Here is a 14,552-nt window from a genome sequence, read left to right as displayed (position 1 = left end):
CCGGTTTCACGGCTTATGAGCCTCTGTTACCTTTTATGAATTTTGCATTTTAATAGGTAAGTAAACTGCTACGTCTTCCTCGCCATTTTCCAAAGGATGATAGGTCTCCACAATATAGGAATCCGGTTTTCTATTATATCCCCGGTCATCCATCCACTGTACAAGTTCGCTATGAAGCTTGCCAATGTGATGGATTTTTCCTTTCGCCGTAACATATTCTTCTTCCAATTCGATATATTCCATCCCGACCGGAACGTTTGTGAATGATTCGCCCACCATGATTCCGACATAATAGATGCCTTCCAGATGGTCCGAAGCTCTCTTAGGTTCATAAAGGGCGATTTCAGGACCCTGCTCGGCTTCGATTTCATGTAACCTCTCTAGAAATTGCCGGGCAAGCTTCGGTACCTCCGTGTTAAAATCAGTGAAAGCTCCTTCTCCTTTTAATCCTACTACTCGGAAAGTCTTTTTCATCTTTTCAGCATTCACAACAATCTCTCCTTTTGATTAAGATAGTTTCCATGCCGGAATGAACGAATGGAAATTAAAGAAATAACTCATCGGTATATGGATGACGGTGTATATGGCAAGAGTGAGCAAATAGGCAAAAACCATTGAGGAACCGGTACTTGAAGGAATGAGTAAAGCAAGAACATCCCCACTGGAAATGGAACCAATACGATCAACCACATCGGGCTTCCCAAAGCTTCAGTCAATGCCCCGAGTGATACGACAGAAAAGCCGATAATCAATGCCTGCCAAAAAGGCAAACCATTTCTAAGAACGAAGCTTGCGATGTAATAAGAAAGACCATTCAAAGATACTGCCAGAAAAAAATCAAAAAGATATTTCATGTTTACCCTCTAGTATAGTATTACCCCTCAATATTTTAACATAATTTTCCTGGCGTGATGATAAAAAAGCTTCCCACCTAAAAGTGAGAAGCTCATTCTTTACCTGATCCGTTGAATAAATTTCTGACCAACCAAATACCCGCCTGCCAGCACGAAGAAAATCAGAAGCAGGCCCGCAAACCCATCGGTAAACCCCGTTCGTTCAATGGCAAATCCGAATAGCGGAAAGCTGATCATGATGACGAAGCTCTCCATTAATCCGATCAGCGAAAGGAAAGTAGACCTGATATTGCTTTGCAGAAAGTTTTGCACGAATGAGCTGAAGATCGGTTCGAACAGACTCAAGAGCTGTGCAAGGATCAGGAACGATATCAGGATCGCCCAGTCCGTGGCGAAAATGAACAGGATGAAAAAGAAGAGAAAAATACCTAAGCCATAATATAAAATATTGAAGAACTTAAATCGCGCCTCCACCCTGTAAGCGATCTTCGCCATCAGGACACCAAGGAGCCCTTCGATTGTAAACACCGCTCCCACCACGACAGGCGAATACCCTAATTGAATGAAGTATTCCTGTCCGTAGAACACCATGATCACCATGACTGCACTCGCTAAGATAAATAGCACAACAGGCTGGTGAATGACCGTGTTATTTCTCCAAACGGCAACCCCTAATTTAAATTGATGAACCCACTGGTTATACCATCTTCCGCCGATATCCTCCGTCTTTTCACGTTCCGGCTCCTTCATGAAAAACAGTGGAATTACAGCAAGGACATGGGTGACGATGGTTGCACCATATACCCATTCCCAGCTGATCTCTGCCATGAATCCCCCTAGGAATTTGGCAAGGCTCAATGATAAAAGGGAAATGGCCGTCATGCTTCCGATTATCCTCGTGTAATCCTTCTCACGCTTTTCATTCTTCAACGTGTCATAAGCAAACGCCTGCTCGGCACCGGAATGAAAGGTCACCATGAGACCCATGGATAGAAAGGCCAGGGTAAACATCGAAAACGTCCCGCTCATCAGCATGAACAAGGCATAAAGGAGACTGAACACATTCCCGATCACCAGGCTGACCTTCCTCCCATACAAATCTGCGATCATCCCGGTCGGAACCTCAAACAGGACAATGGCCAAGTGGAGAAACGCCTCCAATATGCCGATTTCACCGAAGGTCATCCCCTTATCGCCAAGGTAGATGACCCACAACGCTCGGTCAAAGAACAACTGGGCAAAAAAGAGATAAAAATAAAGCAGATATATATTGTTTTTTGTTTTAATCATGTCATTTCGTCCTCTCATAAACATAAGGTTAATAGAAAAGCGGAGGCGGCTCGTTCAGAGGCGACAAGCATAAGATGAACATGCCGGAAAGGCGCTTTTTGCCTTTTTGGCCAGTTCATCTTATGACCTCGAGCCTCTAGCCGCCGGAGCTAGATCAAAAAAAGCCACAGGGAATCATTCCCCGTGGCTTTCGCTATTTTCAGGAATTCATACGTTCGTTCGCATTATTGAAATTCAGCTAAAAAAGGACATACTTGTCCCGAGGACAGCTGAAATTCCAAAAATAGACATCATGAAAACAAGATATTTCTTCTCGGCTTTGATGTCTACAGTGAACGAATGCATGAATATTCCCTCCTTTATGTTTAAGATTCTTTTTTATTATATAGTTCTTTCTGGTTCTGGACAAGCTGACTTCTTCTGATCCTTATACCGGTTGCTCTCGAAATCCTAACTATATATAATGAATTCATACTAATTTGGAGGTTTTTGTTTGCTAAACAACTGTTTATTACTGGGATGAAAACTTTCTTAATGATTCTATTCATTAGGAAAGTACCATTTATAAACCCGATAACTTTAATGAAAGAGAAGGAGACTATAAATGGATATCTTCATTAGACAAGAACGCCCTGAAGAATATAGCATGACAGAAGAAATGACGAAACAAGCATTTTTACATGAGGAGTATAGCGACAAGAAAGAGCATCTGCTTGTAAATAAAATTAGAAAATCAGATGCGTTTATTCCTGAGCTTTCATTGGTCGCCATCCATCAAAGCCATGAAGTGGTCGGCCACATCCTACTTTCTAAAATCACCATTGTCGATCATGATAAAGTGGCAGATTCTCTGGCACTGGCTCCCGTGTCTGTAGCACCCTCCTTTCAAAAAAAGGGTATTGGAAGCCAATTGATACGTGCAGCCCTGCAAAAGGCTAAAGAGATCGGTTATCATTCCGTGATTGTGTTAGGGCATAAAGACTATTATCCGAAGTTTGGCTTTAAACAAGCGACATTATGGAAGATCAAGCCTCCGTTTGAAGTGCCTGATGAAGTATTTATGGCTTTGGAATTGACGGAGCATTCTCTTAGAAATGTACAGGGTGTCGTTCATTATTCGAAAGCTTTTTCGGAATAAAGTTAATAAGAGGCTGTCCCGGGAAAAGGACCGGAACAGCCTCTTTTTTAGAGTTATTATTTTTTCTTCACTTAAATTTAAGGATCTGACCCAGTAAACTCCCATCGAAACCAGCCAACTTACGATAAAAACCAACTTATCATTAACAGTACGAGGAAAACCTCAACTATTATCTCTTGATTCCGCTTGAATGATCAGAAAACCTTCAGTAATTAATCCTGTTCCAACCACTTTCAATCCGAAATCAGAATAATTAATCCTGTTTCAAACTTATTGATCCTTCATTCAATGAATCAATCCTGATTGAAGGTAATTAATCCCTCATGTCGAATTTTCTTTTTTTCTGTAACCGAAATTCCAGATTAAAGTTGTTTCATGGAAAATACCCGGATTACTTAATCAAGAACCAGGCATTCGCCTCATAGCTTAACAGCATCAATAATTAAAGAAGGAAACGCCAGCTTTTCCCCCTCGTTTCTAGGATCGAACTTCTTAGAACGAAAAATCACCCCGTCAGCCCCGTCCCAATGATTTTGATGAAACGTTCCTTCTTCATCAAAATACTCAAGTAATGTCACTTTAAATCCCGCCGTTTCAAACATTTTCGTCAACGTATGATAATTGTAAACGATCTTATGACCCGCAGCCGGGTGATCCTTTGGACCTGGTCCTCCAACCTGTACAATATGCTGATAAGATTCATTGGGAAAATAGCCATCTGGGACGGCGCAACGAATATATCCGGAAGGTTTCAGATATTTGATACACAGTTCAGCAGCCTCTAATCCTTCTTCGTATGTAAGGTGTTCCCAGACATGTTCAGCCAAGATGACATCTACAGAACTTTCAAGGAACCTGTTTTTCCATTTACTTTCGTCTAATAAGTTTAAATCCTCTTCCTGTGTATGGATCCAGCCAGGATTATTCACATATTCTCCTGCGCCGATAACGATCTTGAGTTCATTCATTGACTAGTACCTCACTTCATTTTGTACGTAATTTAATAGATCGGTCTTTAACCTTGGTTTTGCTTTTCCAGCAATTCAATGATTCTATCTAATTTCTTATGGAGATCATCTGAAGCCTGAACCTCTTTCTTACGATTGATGATAAGCCTTCTGATGAACAGGGTGAAAGATACGGCTCCCACCAGCAGTAATGAAAAGATGACCAACTGATAGAGTAAATCTCCGAGATTCATAACGAATAACACCTTCTTTTTGGATAATCATACCATAAAGATTGGAGTCTGCCCCCGGCAACCATACAAAAAAAGGAGCAGCAGAAGCCACTCCCTTTTAAAAGAATATTAGTTTCTAGGATCTACATAATCCGGATAATCCGTGATGATCGCGTCGACGTTCATGTCGAATAGGAAGTCTGCTGCTTCTTGACTGCGTACCGTCCATGATCCAATTTGCATCCCTTGGGAGTGGACTTCCTTCACGACTTCTTCTGTCACGATTCCATAGCTTGGGTTGAACCACTCCGCATAGGTTGAGATTTCTTTTAATGCTTCCTCTGTTGTAAGTGCACGGTTAGAAGTTAAAACACCGACCGGAACATGAGGAAGCAGCTCGTCCATTTTTTTCATAGAGTCAAAGTTAAAGGATTGTAAAATGATTTTTTCGTTTTGCGCCTTGTCGAGATTCCGTTCTATTAATGCTTCTGCCACTTGTTCTTCAATACCAGGATAAAGTTCTGGAGCCTTTAATTCGATTAAAATCCCAACCTTACCGTGGTAACGATCAAGAATTTCTTCAAAGGTCGGAATCGGTTCTCCTGCAAATGCTTCTCCCTTCCAACTACCTGCATCAAGACTTTGAAGCTGTTCAAGGGTTAAGTCCCCCACTTTTCCCGTTCCATCTGTGGTACGATCCACCGTTGTGTCATGGATGACGACCAATTCACCATCTTTGCTTCGTTGAACATCGATTTCAATGTAATCCGCCTTCATATCAACTGCCACATCAAAACCGGCGATCGTATTTTCTGGTGCATAACCTGCTGCCCCGCGGTGTGCTACATTATCCACCTGTTTTCTTTCCCCTGCTGTCGGTTCTTCTGCAAACGCCTGGCTGAACGGGCTGAATAACAATGAAAATGCAACCCCTGTACCGATTAATAATTTTTTGTTCATCTTCTTCATCTCCAATCCTGAATATGTATTTCTACTTTATTGTAGGAAAGAGATGTTGAGTTGATGTGAAGGTAACAATACAGCTTGATATAGATTGTGTGAACAAAATCCGACCTTTTTTCTTACGTATTTTTACAAATTGATCAGATATAGATGAGCTATTGAGCCATATTACTTATAAATGGGGATGTGATGCCGATCATCCCTGGATTCTGTGATCGGATGGGCAGTAGAAATCCGACCTTCATCCATAATTGATCCTGTTTGAACCACTTTCAATCCTGAATGAGAATAATCAAACCTGTATAACAATTATCGATCCTATTTCCAATTAATTAATCCTTTTTTGGATTAATTGATCCTCCATGTCGAATTTTCTTTATTGCGGAACCCTAACAACTCCAATAAAAACAGGGTCTGATCCTCAGTCCGTGAAATTTTTCATCATCCCTCACCTAACTCATCGAACCGTCGTCTCCAACTCCTCATTCCTCATTTCGATGATATATTCCTTAGCCACATGTTCCCTTCCGCCATGCTGTTCGTACCAATCCCTGATCCGTTTAAGATGCTCTTCGTCATTCCTGATGCTGGTTTCAATCCTCATATAATCGTCGCGACTGTCGTATTCCCAAATCGCAAAGATCTCAACGGTCTCTTCAGCATGATCCTTCATCCAGCGGCCAACCAGTCGCGATCCGTGTTTAAGCTGGTTCGGCAGATTGGTGTAATTGAAATGAGCATTGAACGTTTCGACGAACTCTTTTTTGACTAGATAGAACTTTCTTCTATAGAACATGATGGCCCCCCTTTAAATAAATGAGCGTCTTATCATTTCCTTGCCTTGATCATCATCGTAGTAGGAAATTTCCTCGCCTTATATAATGAGTAATAGCGATCAGAAACTTCCTCTTCCACTGAGTCAAAAGCTGCTGATACGTCGCTTTCAATAACCGATTCAACCGTAAATCCTGCTTTGATGACTTCATTTATATATGTACTCAGTTTTCGTTTAGGGATGACGACAGGTGCATCTTCGCCTTTAAAGTTCGGGTACGTAGTGATTCCCTCTTCCTGGTAAGAACCCTCCAGATAGATTTGGCCACCTTCACTTTTCATATGGGGGTATAAGGGATGATCCCAACTAAAGATCATTGAACCACCTGTTTTCAAATAGGAGTGAATCAACCTTAAAGTAGATGACAGGTCTGTTGTCCAGCCAATCGCATAAATCGAATAGACAATGTCAAAATAATCCTTTGGCAGCCCGATGTCTTCTTCCATGGGCGAACAGGATAAATTGGCATTTAACCCCTTTAACGTTTCTTTTGCCGTCTCGATTTGAGTCTCTGACAGGTCAACGCCCCATATTTCACGGGCACCCATATCCTTCATATAAAGTAATGAGTGTCCGCTGCCACATCCAATATCAAGCACCTTTTTGCTGGTGATTTCATCAAACAGCCTCAATTCGTCTTCCGTCTGTGTAAACGGTCCGTAACTCGGCAATGCATCCTTTCCATTAAAATGGCGGGCGACTGTATCCCAGCTTTTTTTATTTTGTTTCAGAATATCCAGCATCTTAACATCCCCTTTGTCTTCTATTTTGGTCCATGAATGAAACAAGACATCACCCTTTACTTATTGAAATCTCATGTTTCTGTCGTTGGTCCCACAACATTTCTTCATCAAAAGTTGCTTGTAGATGAGCCACTACTATCTCGGTCGTCGTGTTAACAAACTGAGACACTTCATCGGGTGTTAAATAATCAAACCTATATTCCGGATCCAATGCAAAAGCATACGAATCACCTAAATAAAATTCTGTAATTCGTCTAATCTGTTTTGAAATCTGTTCTTCAGGAAAAATATCCAGGTAATCCGGGAAACTCTTAATCTGTTGAAATACATGATGAAAAATCGTATCCCTATTCTCATGTAAATACACAAAATCCGAACCATACCAATCACCTTTTATCTTTTTAGTATAGTCAGACGTTCCCAGTATGTCTTGATACATAGGCTCTTTCTTTTTTTCCCTATGCATCCGACTCCATTCCACATCCGTTACGAGGTGAAGATAATACCCTAAATAAAATGAAAACCTCGGACTGGTAAAATCAACTCTATCTTTCTTTATGTACTGATCCAGAAACAAACCTGGATTGATCTTCCCATCGACTTTAAAATGGGTTACTCTTTTGTCAGGAAAAAATTCTCCCGTCACTTGATCAGGCAAACCACAATCCGGCCCAATATTCCCTACTGCAAACTCTTTTTCAGATACCAGTAACCCCTTATTCAGCAGGTTCTCTGCAATCCTGAAATGTACCATCCAAGTCGCCATATTCGTAGTCCCCTTTTTATTTAATTATGTAATCCGCACTCCCTACCGGATCCACCTCATCCATGTAGTAATCTTCAGCCAACCAGTATCTTATTTTATACTTATCAAGCCTTGCTTGATCGTCACCGAGATAGAGGTCACGGCCCAATACTCTTTCAACTCTTAATTCATGAGAGCAATCAATATAGATCATAAAATCAATATATCGTCTCCATTCTTTCCTTTGTAAGAAGACACCCTCAATAAGGATGATGGCAGAAGGGGCAAGATGGATGGGTTTTGTAATGACTGTAACCGTTGAAGAGTGATAGAACGGGAGGGTAATAGAGCCGCTGTTAACATGAAGCTTTTTGAACAGCTCTGTTTCGATTAATCCAATGTCCCATTGGAGAAAGTAATATTCGAACCATTCATCATTCCCGGTTTCATATCGCTTATGTGCTTCAACAATATGATCATCAAGGTGGAAGATGGAAGCCTCATGATTTGAAAGCTCCAATGCATGTCGAAGCTCTTTTGCAACCGTGGTCTTACCTGCTCCTCCTAAGCCATCGATACCTACAATGAAACGACGGTTTTCCGAGAACTCTTTTTGATATCGGGATAGCAACGTTTCTTTTATTTGAACAATTGACATCTTATTCCCCATTTGGTTCAACAACATATTTATCCCCATCTCTAAAAATATAAGCAGGAGACGAACCTATTACTTTAAATGTAGCCTCACTCATAACAATGCCCGCTTCCTCTGGTAATGCAATGACAGAAAATCCATATTTGTTTACGTATTCTTTAACTAAGTCATCGTTACTAGTTTCATAATGGCACCATACTGAATAATTTTCTATGTAGTTGAATCCTTCAAAGGCTTTCATATTTGTCTGGTTTGAGTCCATATGGGAAGATGTTAAAATATCTCTGCCAAAAATAATTGCCCCGGCACTCCCTCCGTATACAATCCCCTTATTGTCTACATATTCTTTTAAAATCGTATCAAAGCCTGTCTCACGTATGGTATTCAACAAATAGAATGTATTGCCTCCGCCGATATAAATGGAGGAGAATTTCCTTAGATCCTCTGGAGACACAGCCTCTAAATCAGTCCACATTTCTATTTCAGTAATGCCTAGAGGTTTAAACACACTATGTATCCATTTGGAACAGTCTTTATAAGGAATTTCCCCCTGCATCGCGATTGGAATATATAGCAACGGCTTATCAAGATCTAATGCCTTAACAAATTCCTTATCTATTATTTCTGTCTGTTCCTTATCTCCTCCGCCAGACAGGAATAAGTTAACCATGTTTACCTGCCCCCTAATCATCGTTTTTCAACTATTCCCCTCTACCAATTATTTCAAATTACCCCTTTTAACTCAATGATTATTTTCGTAAAAAAGAAGCTTAACCAATTCTTGATCAACCTCCGTTCGTATGAAAGGTCAGCCGGATATTTCTTTCATGTTACTGAATTAGCATAAATTACTATTACTTTTCGACAACCTTTTTGTTTATTCTTAACCCCATTTGGATATTGAATAATAAGACATTAAATGAATGAAAAGAGGTAGGGAAACATGCGAATAAATGATGATCAAGTAAAAGGAAAGCGTAAGCAGACAAAGGGAGATTTGAAGAAAGGTTTGGGTAAACTTACAAACGATGATTCTAAAATTGCGGAAGGCGAACGCGACAAAGATAAAGGAAAGGTTCAGGAAAAGTTTGGCGATGTGAAGGAATCCTTTAAGAAAAGTTGGTAACTGAAATCAGGCGGCTGTACCCTCTGTTGGTTTAAGCCATACTGCATACAAACCTTGAAAGGACGATACTTCTGCTTACTAGGAAAAAGCAGAAGTATCGTCCTTTTTCATTCCCACCATCAGTCCGGCAGAATCATTTACAACTATCCATCTCAGCTTTTTCAAACCAGCCAAATGCCACTTCCGCTTGAATGATTTCATGATCTGGTGCTACCAGGAAAAGGATAAATGACCCTCCTGGTGGAAAGATGAATTTACCATCTTCATCACTGGCCAACGTACTTCGCGGGGGGACAATCCGCCTAAAGGCCATTACCCCTTTTCTTGGAAGCCCTTCAACATCATCCGCATATGCGATTTTCACTTCGGGCTTAGGGAGGGGAGGTCAATGGATGGTGATGGACCCCATTGACCTCTATAAGCCCCTAGATTGAAAGGTTTACACACTACTTTCATTCAAATCAAGCCAAAAAACGGGATGTTCTAAGTAAATAGTGGTGATGAAGTACCTTTCATTTTCTCCGTATCGATCCCAGCCTCTTTCAATTTCACTTCCGCCTCACCTTCAATGATATCCTTGAAGAGCTGCAATGTTTGATCAAACCCAACATGGTTGTCCATCATAAAGCTCATCTTGTGCTCGATGTCCAGCCATGTGGAGAGATCCGCTTCGTTATGCTGAATTTGGGCTTCTAATTTATCCAGCGCATTGGCTACTTTGGCTTCGTATGTCGTTTTCTCTTCAAATTCGAACCACAAGGTGTATAGTTCATTTCCTAAAGCGTTCCCTAACATTTCCTTTATTTTCTCGATGGATTTCCTTTCATTGATTGCCTTTTGTTCCTTCGCTATTCGATCGTTCATTGTATCGAATGCTGGAATATCACCTGCTTCAGCCTCAACCAGATCGTGTATGATGATCATTTTTAATAACTTAGCCGAATCCACCTTCTGAGTTAAGTAAGGTTCGATCAACATCGCCATTAGGGAAACCCTCCATGTATGCTCCGCGACGCTTTCTTGTCTGCCATTGGACAGCCAGCTGTGCCTCATCTCAGATTTCAACTTTTCTCCAAGTTTGATGAGATCTAATATATTTAATAGATTATTTTTCATTTAAGCTCACCTCTTCATTGAATTTCAACTACCTACCCCGTGATAATCCCTTCTCCAACCCCAAAACGGATCAAGCCTTCATAAGGGTCTCCCGTAATATCAAAAAGCTTACAAAACGCCGGCTCTGTCTTGTATCCTTGGTTTTTGAGATGTATCACCTTTTGTTTAAGAGCAGGATATCTTTGCAAAAGTTCATGTTCAATCAGCATATGGAGATACGCATGTTGCTTATGTACTGGTTGGGCTTGGCCAAACAACTCAAACTCAAAACCACTAAAGATAAAATTCGCCTTCACGACTTCTTTACCATTAATCGTTTTCCTCTTGATTGTAAATCCATTGTTTTTGCTGTATAACGTTAGGATCAATTCCTCAAACGGCTCAAATTCCTGTACTTCCATAATGATGTCCAGGTCTGAACTCCCAATGTCTACCCCAATTGGCACGGTACCGCATAGAACAGGATTGTAGATATTCATGGCATTCAAAATATCCAGTTCCATGATGACTGCATATGCCTTTTGTTGCCTGTCCGTCCCCTTTTTCATACGTGCGAATAAATCTATCATCGGTACACCATCCCTGCCTGACGATCTTAAAATGCAAAGATACCAACTCTTTTTATCCGAGGAATCTTTTATCTTAATCAGGGCATTTTATTTACATGACTTCATCCCATTTAATACAGAAAGAAAAGATACACGTTCAGCTTAGAGCTTTTTCAGGTTAGCACACAAAAACAAAGCTGCTGCCATTATTTTACTTTCAAGAAACTCATACATCCTCTTTAGCCAACACCAGCTGAGTTGGACGCTGATTACCCGTCACCACTCTTACATATTAATAAATAATTATTTTGGACCAATACCTTTCCAAAAAAGGTCAACTAAAGCTTGTGCTGTTTTTTGGGGCCCTCCTAATTCCTCTATTAAATCCTTTTTGTTTCGAATCATTGCCACTGTAGAAAATGCATGTGCAAGCAATAATGGGTTTGTTACTACTATTTCACCTTTTTCCATAGCCTGCTTGAATATATCTTCCAGCGCTTTATGAACTTCCTTCTCGGCATCTCGAATTTCCTGAATATGATTCTCTGTTAGTGAGAAAGCAGCTTCTTTTAATAACGTTTCAAAATCAATGTGGGGTCTCATTAAATGATCGAGTGTGACTTCATATAATTTTTGCTTCAAGCCATTAGAACTATGTAAAAGTTTCTCTGTTTGTATCGTGATTCGTTGGAACATACTTGACACAGCGACTGAGAATAAGTTTGCTTTGTTTTTAAAATAATAGTAAACGCTAGCTTTGGTCACACTACAAGCCTCAGCCACCTGTTCCATGGAAACACCCTCATATCCATATGTTAGAAACAGATGAGCAGATGTCTTTAAGATTTTCTCCCTCGTTAGATTGTTCTCAATTTTTATTTTTGGTCTTCCAGGTTTTTTCTTCGGTAACTCACTATTCATAGGTACCTCCTTGATGTTCAAAAAAAATACAATATAAAACATTTGATTAATTAACCTTCAGGTATATATAATTAATAAAAGTATACTGACTCAATCTATTGTAATAAATTTAGTAAAAAAAACAAATATGGAAATAAGCCTCTAGATGAAGAAGGGACAATGAATAATGATATGAAAAGAAAAATATTTTATTTCTTAATCGGTATCTCTTTGCTTTTTGTAGTAAGTTTTCTTGGTTTTTATACATGGTCACAACAGACGTATGAACCGTCTCAGACACTCTACACCCTCATAAATAAAGATGAAATCAACTATGAGAAGGATTGGATCATTTTTAATCCAACTGAAAATAATCATGTAGGAATTGTGGTGTATCCTGGTGCAAAAGTTGAACCTGAAGCTTACAGCTACTATGGTAAGCAATTAGCAGAGAAAGGTTATTTAGTTGCTATCCCTAATGTGAACCTTAATTTTTCATTGTTTGATACTAACAAAATGCAAGAGATAATGGACAGCCATACATCCGTCCAAAATTGGATAGTGGGTGGACATTCATTAGGCGGCGTCTCAGCTTCAACATTTGCTTATGATCATCCAAGTGAAATTGATGGTGTGATTTTGTTAGGATCTTATCCTAGTGAAACAACTGATTTCTCCAATAAAAACATTCCTATGCTTTCAATATACGCTGAAAAAGATGGGTTATCGACGATAGACAAAATAACTGAGACAAGACATCTCTTGTCAACAGAAGCTGCCATGTATGAAATAAAAGGTGGAAACCACAGCCAATTTGGCATTTACGGAAAACAAAAAGGTGACAATCAAGCTTCTATTTCTGTCAAGCAGCAACAAGATAGCATGGTAAAGGCTACTATTAATTGGTTAGAAAAGAATGATTTGAAATAATCAAGAAATGAAAAGAATTCGTTTGTGATTCAAACAAATAATGGTTATCACAGTTGAAATATTTTTTCTCAACCGATAGTTTTGTTCTGGCTTGGGGTTTCGATTAATTGTGCTGGCGCTCAAGTTCACATAAATGTTTTATTTGTCTTTTATTTAAAGAATACAAGAATGGAGGGAATTCCAATCGATACATTTCTATTTAGCTTTTTCTCAATTGCTTACATCGGGATTCTGTTAATTGGAGTGATCTATCTAAGAACTTACAAATTAAAAAGTATAGTTTTTTTATTGCCGGTTGTTGTCGGCCTTATCTATGACAACGGAATCATAGCAATAGGTCAGTTCATAGGGGAAGGATTACTATTAGAACGATTAAACCTCGCACGATTTTGGATACATGCATTTTTTACCCCTCTTCTTGTGTTGTTTTCCTGGAAAACATTGGAGCAAGGAGAAGTATTGTGGGCTCAGAAACCTTTCAGTACATTTTCTGCTTATGCATTGACTTTTTCATTGGTATTATTTGAACTTTTTACTGAGGTAGCAGGACTTCATGTAGTGGCGAATATGGAAAATGGTGTCCTAAGCTATAGCTCTGACGAACCTTCAAATGGCCCGCCCGTAATGGTACTAATCGTATCTCTTGTATTGCTTGTGTCTTCAATCATCATTTGGAGTAAACAAAAATGGAAGTGGTTTTTTGCCGGTAGCCTTGCAATGATTATCGGAAGTGCTGTAAGTTTACCGATTGAGAGCGGAGCCATCACAAATTTCTTTGAACTAGGTTTAATAACCTCCTTACTCGGTACTGCAATCTTCCAAAGTAAGACCTTACAAAAAGACGCCCTCTAAGAACGGAAGGAACATGAGTTGAAAATGGCATTTATGAGTAACTCGAAAACCTTATAATCTAGAAATCTAAATACTTTATAAAAGGTGATTTATGAATGTTAACAATTCAGACATACATTTCAAAAAAAGACTGTAAAGAGATGACCTTAAATGGTGCTATCTATCATGATTTTTCACCTCTTGACGAGCCTTTGTCAAAAGAGTATGGAAACAATCAATTAATCAAGTCAGATGGAATCTCAATCTTTGGTGCTGTTACGATTTCCATCTATCAAAAACCTCTTTCTACCTTTAATGAATGGGATGATGTTGATGAATTATGGCTTTCACTTCTTGAATCTTTGAAACACTGCTTGAAATATGGTCATGGTATTAGCGGCTTCTCGATGCGAACATTGGATTGGGAAATGAAATTAATGAAAGAAGATTCAAACGACTCTATATTATTCACTTGGAATCATTGGGATCCAAGTTGGAATACAGTTTATGAAATGATCACAGTTTGTCTTCCCAAAAAAAAATTGGTGGATAGCTTATTGGCTGAAGGAGCATTTTATGTTGAGTTTAGGAAGTCTTTATCTGACAGTGGTCCCAGCAGTAAAATAAAGAGATTGATTGATGAGATTAAATCCCTCAGCTAATATATTATGACTATCCATTAATTCGAGTAGCTTTGA

Annotated in this window: 19 protein-coding genes and 1 pseudogene; 5 read left to right on the top strand and 15 right to left on the bottom strand. The window is 39.4% G+C overall.

Annotated features, from left to right (window positions below):
- Positions 1-33: 33 nt before the first annotated feature.
- The 3 genes from AAEM60_RS05080 to AAEM60_RS05070 all read right to left on the bottom strand — a co-directional run bounded on the left by AAEM60_RS05080 (position 34) and on the right by AAEM60_RS05070 (position 2,144).
- Positions 34-489 carry a GyrI-like domain-containing protein gene (locus tag AAEM60_RS05080; RefSeq protein WP_341357588.1) on the bottom strand — a complete coding sequence of 152 codons (456 nt, stop codon included), beginning with the start codon at positions 487-489 and terminating at the stop codon, positions 34-36.
- Between the two features lie 68 nt (positions 490-557).
- Positions 558-854: a hypothetical protein gene (locus AAEM60_RS05075; protein WP_341357587.1), complete on the bottom strand. Its 297-nt coding sequence runs from the start codon at positions 852-854 to the stop codon at positions 558-560.
- A gap of 99 nt (positions 855-953) precedes the next feature.
- A complete protein-coding gene (locus tag AAEM60_RS05070; protein ID WP_341357586.1) occupies positions 954-2,144 on the bottom strand; it encodes an MFS transporter in 1,191 nt (396 codons plus the stop codon).
- 604 nt (positions 2,145-2,748) lie between these two features.
- Between AAEM60_RS05070 and AAEM60_RS05065 the strand changes: the two genes are divergently transcribed.
- On the top strand, positions 2,749-3,282 hold the full coding sequence (locus AAEM60_RS05065; RefSeq protein ID WP_299742595.1) for an N-acetyltransferase: 534 nt from the start codon (positions 2,749-2,751) through the stop codon (positions 3,280-3,282).
- Positions 3,283-3,701: 419 nt separating this feature from the next.
- Here the strand turns inward: AAEM60_RS05065 and AAEM60_RS05060 are convergent, their stop codons facing one another.
- The 8 genes from AAEM60_RS05060 to AAEM60_RS05025 form a co-directional block, all read right to left on the bottom strand.
- A complete protein-coding gene (locus AAEM60_RS05060) occupies positions 3,702-4,250 on the bottom strand; it encodes an SAM-dependent methyltransferase (RefSeq protein ID WP_299742592.1) in 549 nt (182 codons plus the stop codon).
- 47 nt (positions 4,251-4,297) lie between these two features.
- On the bottom strand, positions 4,298-4,483 hold the full coding sequence (locus AAEM60_RS05055) for a DUF4083 domain-containing protein (protein WP_341357585.1): 186 nt from the start codon (positions 4,481-4,483) through the stop codon (positions 4,298-4,300).
- A gap of 108 nt (positions 4,484-4,591) precedes the next feature.
- Positions 4,592-5,422 (bottom strand): glycerophosphodiester phosphodiesterase family protein, encoded by an 831-nt coding sequence (locus AAEM60_RS05050; protein ID WP_341357584.1) that lies wholly within the window; start codon positions 5,420-5,422, stop codon positions 4,592-4,594.
- Positions 5,423-5,882: 460 nt separating this feature from the next.
- Entirely contained in the window at positions 5,883-6,221 is a 339-nt protein-coding gene (locus AAEM60_RS05045; RefSeq protein WP_299742584.1) for an NIPSNAP family protein, read from the bottom strand.
- A 32-nt stretch (positions 6,222-6,253) separates the two neighbouring features.
- The gene (locus AAEM60_RS05040) at positions 6,254-7,003 is read right to left on the bottom strand and encodes a class I SAM-dependent methyltransferase (RefSeq protein ID WP_341357973.1); all 750 of its coding nucleotides are present in this window, start codon (positions 7,001-7,003) and stop codon (positions 6,254-6,256) included.
- A gap of 49 nt (positions 7,004-7,052) precedes the next feature.
- Complete coding sequence (locus AAEM60_RS05035; RefSeq protein WP_341357583.1) at positions 7,053-7,769, bottom strand: zinc dependent phospholipase C family protein; 717 nt, start codon at positions 7,767-7,769, stop codon at positions 7,053-7,055.
- A gap of 16 nt (positions 7,770-7,785) precedes the next feature.
- Complete coding sequence (locus tag AAEM60_RS05030; protein WP_341357582.1) at positions 7,786-8,406, bottom strand: kinase; 621 nt, start codon at positions 8,404-8,406, stop codon at positions 7,786-7,788.
- Between the two features lies 1 nt (position 8,407).
- Positions 8,408-9,073, bottom strand: coding sequence for a Type 1 glutamine amidotransferase-like domain-containing protein (locus AAEM60_RS05025; RefSeq protein ID WP_341357581.1), 666 nt, complete (start codon positions 9,071-9,073; stop codon positions 8,408-8,410).
- Positions 9,074-9,346: 273 nt separating this feature from the next.
- Between AAEM60_RS05025 and AAEM60_RS05020 the strand changes: the two genes are divergently transcribed.
- A complete protein-coding gene (locus AAEM60_RS05020; protein WP_341357580.1) occupies positions 9,347-9,529 on the top strand; it encodes a CsbD family protein in 183 nt (60 codons plus the stop codon).
- 133 nt (positions 9,530-9,662) lie between these two features.
- On the opposite strand, the pseudogene AAEM60_RS05015 reads toward AAEM60_RS05020, so the two are convergent.
- From AAEM60_RS05015 to AAEM60_RS05000, 4 genes and pseudogenes are all read right to left on the bottom strand, one after another.
- Positions 9,663-9,899 (bottom strand): annotated as a pseudogene (locus AAEM60_RS05015) (DUF6143 family protein); the annotation flags it as partial.
- Between the two features lie 113 nt (positions 9,900-10,012).
- Complete coding sequence (locus AAEM60_RS05010; protein WP_299742574.1) at positions 10,013-10,645, bottom strand: HD domain-containing protein; 633 nt, start codon at positions 10,643-10,645, stop codon at positions 10,013-10,015.
- Between the two features lie 32 nt (positions 10,646-10,677).
- Positions 10,678-11,214, bottom strand: coding sequence for a DUF4269 domain-containing protein (locus AAEM60_RS05005; RefSeq protein WP_341357579.1), 537 nt, complete (start codon positions 11,212-11,214; stop codon positions 10,678-10,680).
- A gap of 282 nt (positions 11,215-11,496) precedes the next feature.
- Positions 11,497-12,156, bottom strand: a complete 660-nt coding sequence (locus tag AAEM60_RS05000) for a TetR/AcrR family transcriptional regulator (RefSeq protein ID WP_299742568.1) — start codon at positions 12,154-12,156, stop codon at positions 11,497-11,499.
- A gap of 117 nt (positions 12,157-12,273) precedes the next feature.
- Between AAEM60_RS05000 and AAEM60_RS04995 the strand changes: the two genes are divergently transcribed.
- The 3 genes from AAEM60_RS04995 (at position 12,274) to AAEM60_RS04985 (ending at position 14,516) form a co-directional block, all read left to right on the top strand.
- Entirely contained in the window at positions 12,274-13,023 is a 750-nt protein-coding gene (locus AAEM60_RS04995) for an alpha/beta fold hydrolase (RefSeq protein WP_299742565.1), read from the top strand.
- A gap of 168 nt (positions 13,024-13,191) precedes the next feature.
- Positions 13,192-13,875 (top strand): hypothetical protein, encoded by a 684-nt coding sequence (locus tag AAEM60_RS04990; protein WP_299742562.1) that lies wholly within the window; start codon positions 13,192-13,194, stop codon positions 13,873-13,875.
- A 95-nt stretch (positions 13,876-13,970) separates the two neighbouring features.
- The gene (locus tag AAEM60_RS04985) at positions 13,971-14,516 is read left to right on the top strand and encodes a hypothetical protein (protein WP_299742559.1); all 546 of its coding nucleotides are present in this window, start codon (positions 13,971-13,973) and stop codon (positions 14,514-14,516) included.
- The last annotated feature ends 36 nt before the right edge of the window (positions 14,517-14,552 follow it).

Source organism: Rossellomorea sp. y25 (genome assembly GCF_038049935.1).
Taxonomy (GTDB): domain Bacteria; phylum Bacillota; class Bacilli; order Bacillales; family Bacillaceae_B; genus Rossellomorea.
The sequence above is the reverse complement of the archived record's forward strand: the minus strand, read 5'-3'. Positions and strand labels throughout refer to the sequence as shown.

Bases quoted from the DNA above. Each gene is read 5' to 3' on its own strand.
- AAEM60_RS05075 (WP_341357587.1), bottom strand. From the start codon at position 854: ATGAAATATCTTTTTGATTTTTTTCTGGCAGTATCTTTGAATGGTCTT.
- AAEM60_RS05070 (WP_341357586.1), bottom strand. From the start codon at position 2,144: ATGATTAAAACAAAAAACAATATATATCTGCTTTATTTTTATCTCTTT.
- AAEM60_RS05065 (WP_299742595.1), top strand. From the start codon at position 2,749: ATGGATATCTTCATTAGACAAGAACGCCCTGAAGAATATAGCATGACA.
- AAEM60_RS05060 (WP_299742592.1), bottom strand. From the start codon at position 4,250: ATGAATGAACTCAAGATCGTTATCGGCGCAGGAGAATATGTGAATAAT.
- AAEM60_RS05055 (WP_341357585.1), bottom strand. From the start codon at position 4,483: ATGAATCTCGGAGATTTACTCTATCAGTTGGTCATCTTTTCATTACTG.
- AAEM60_RS05050 (WP_341357584.1), bottom strand. From the start codon at position 5,422: ATGAACAAAAAATTATTAATCGGTACAGGGGTTGCATTTTCATTGTTA.
- AAEM60_RS05045 (WP_299742584.1), bottom strand. From the start codon at position 6,221: ATGTTCTATAGAAGAAAGTTCTATCTAGTCAAAAAAGAGTTCGTCGAA.
- AAEM60_RS05040 (WP_341357973.1), bottom strand. From the start codon at position 7,003: ATGCTGGATATTCTGAAACAAAATAAAAAAAGCTGGGATACAGTCGCC.
- AAEM60_RS05035 (WP_341357583.1), bottom strand. From the start codon at position 7,769: ATGGCGACTTGGATGGTACATTTCAGGATTGCAGAGAACCTGCTGAAT.
- AAEM60_RS05030 (WP_341357582.1), bottom strand. From the start codon at position 8,406: ATGTCAATTGTTCAAATAAAAGAAACGTTGCTATCCCGATATCAAAAA.
- AAEM60_RS05025 (WP_341357581.1), bottom strand. From the start codon at position 9,073: ATGGTTAACTTATTCCTGTCTGGCGGAGGAGATAAGGAACAGACAGAA.
- AAEM60_RS05020 (WP_341357580.1), top strand. From the start codon at position 9,347: ATGCGAATAAATGATGATCAAGTAAAAGGAAAGCGTAAGCAGACAAAG.
- AAEM60_RS05010 (WP_299742574.1), bottom strand. From the start codon at position 10,645: ATGAAAAATAATCTATTAAATATATTAGATCTCATCAAACTTGGAGAA.
- AAEM60_RS05005 (WP_341357579.1), bottom strand. From the start codon at position 11,214: ATGATAGATTTATTCGCACGTATGAAAAAGGGGACGGACAGGCAACAA.
- AAEM60_RS05000 (WP_299742568.1), bottom strand. From the start codon at position 12,156: ATGTTTTATATTGTATTTTTTTTGAACATCAAGGAGGTACCTATGAAT.
- AAEM60_RS04995 (WP_299742565.1), top strand. From the start codon at position 12,274: ATGAATAATGATATGAAAAGAAAAATATTTTATTTCTTAATCGGTATC.
- AAEM60_RS04990 (WP_299742562.1), top strand. From the start codon at position 13,192: ATGGAGGGAATTCCAATCGATACATTTCTATTTAGCTTTTTCTCAATT.
- AAEM60_RS04985 (WP_299742559.1), top strand. From the start codon at position 13,971: ATGTTAACAATTCAGACATACATTTCAAAAAAAGACTGTAAAGAGATG.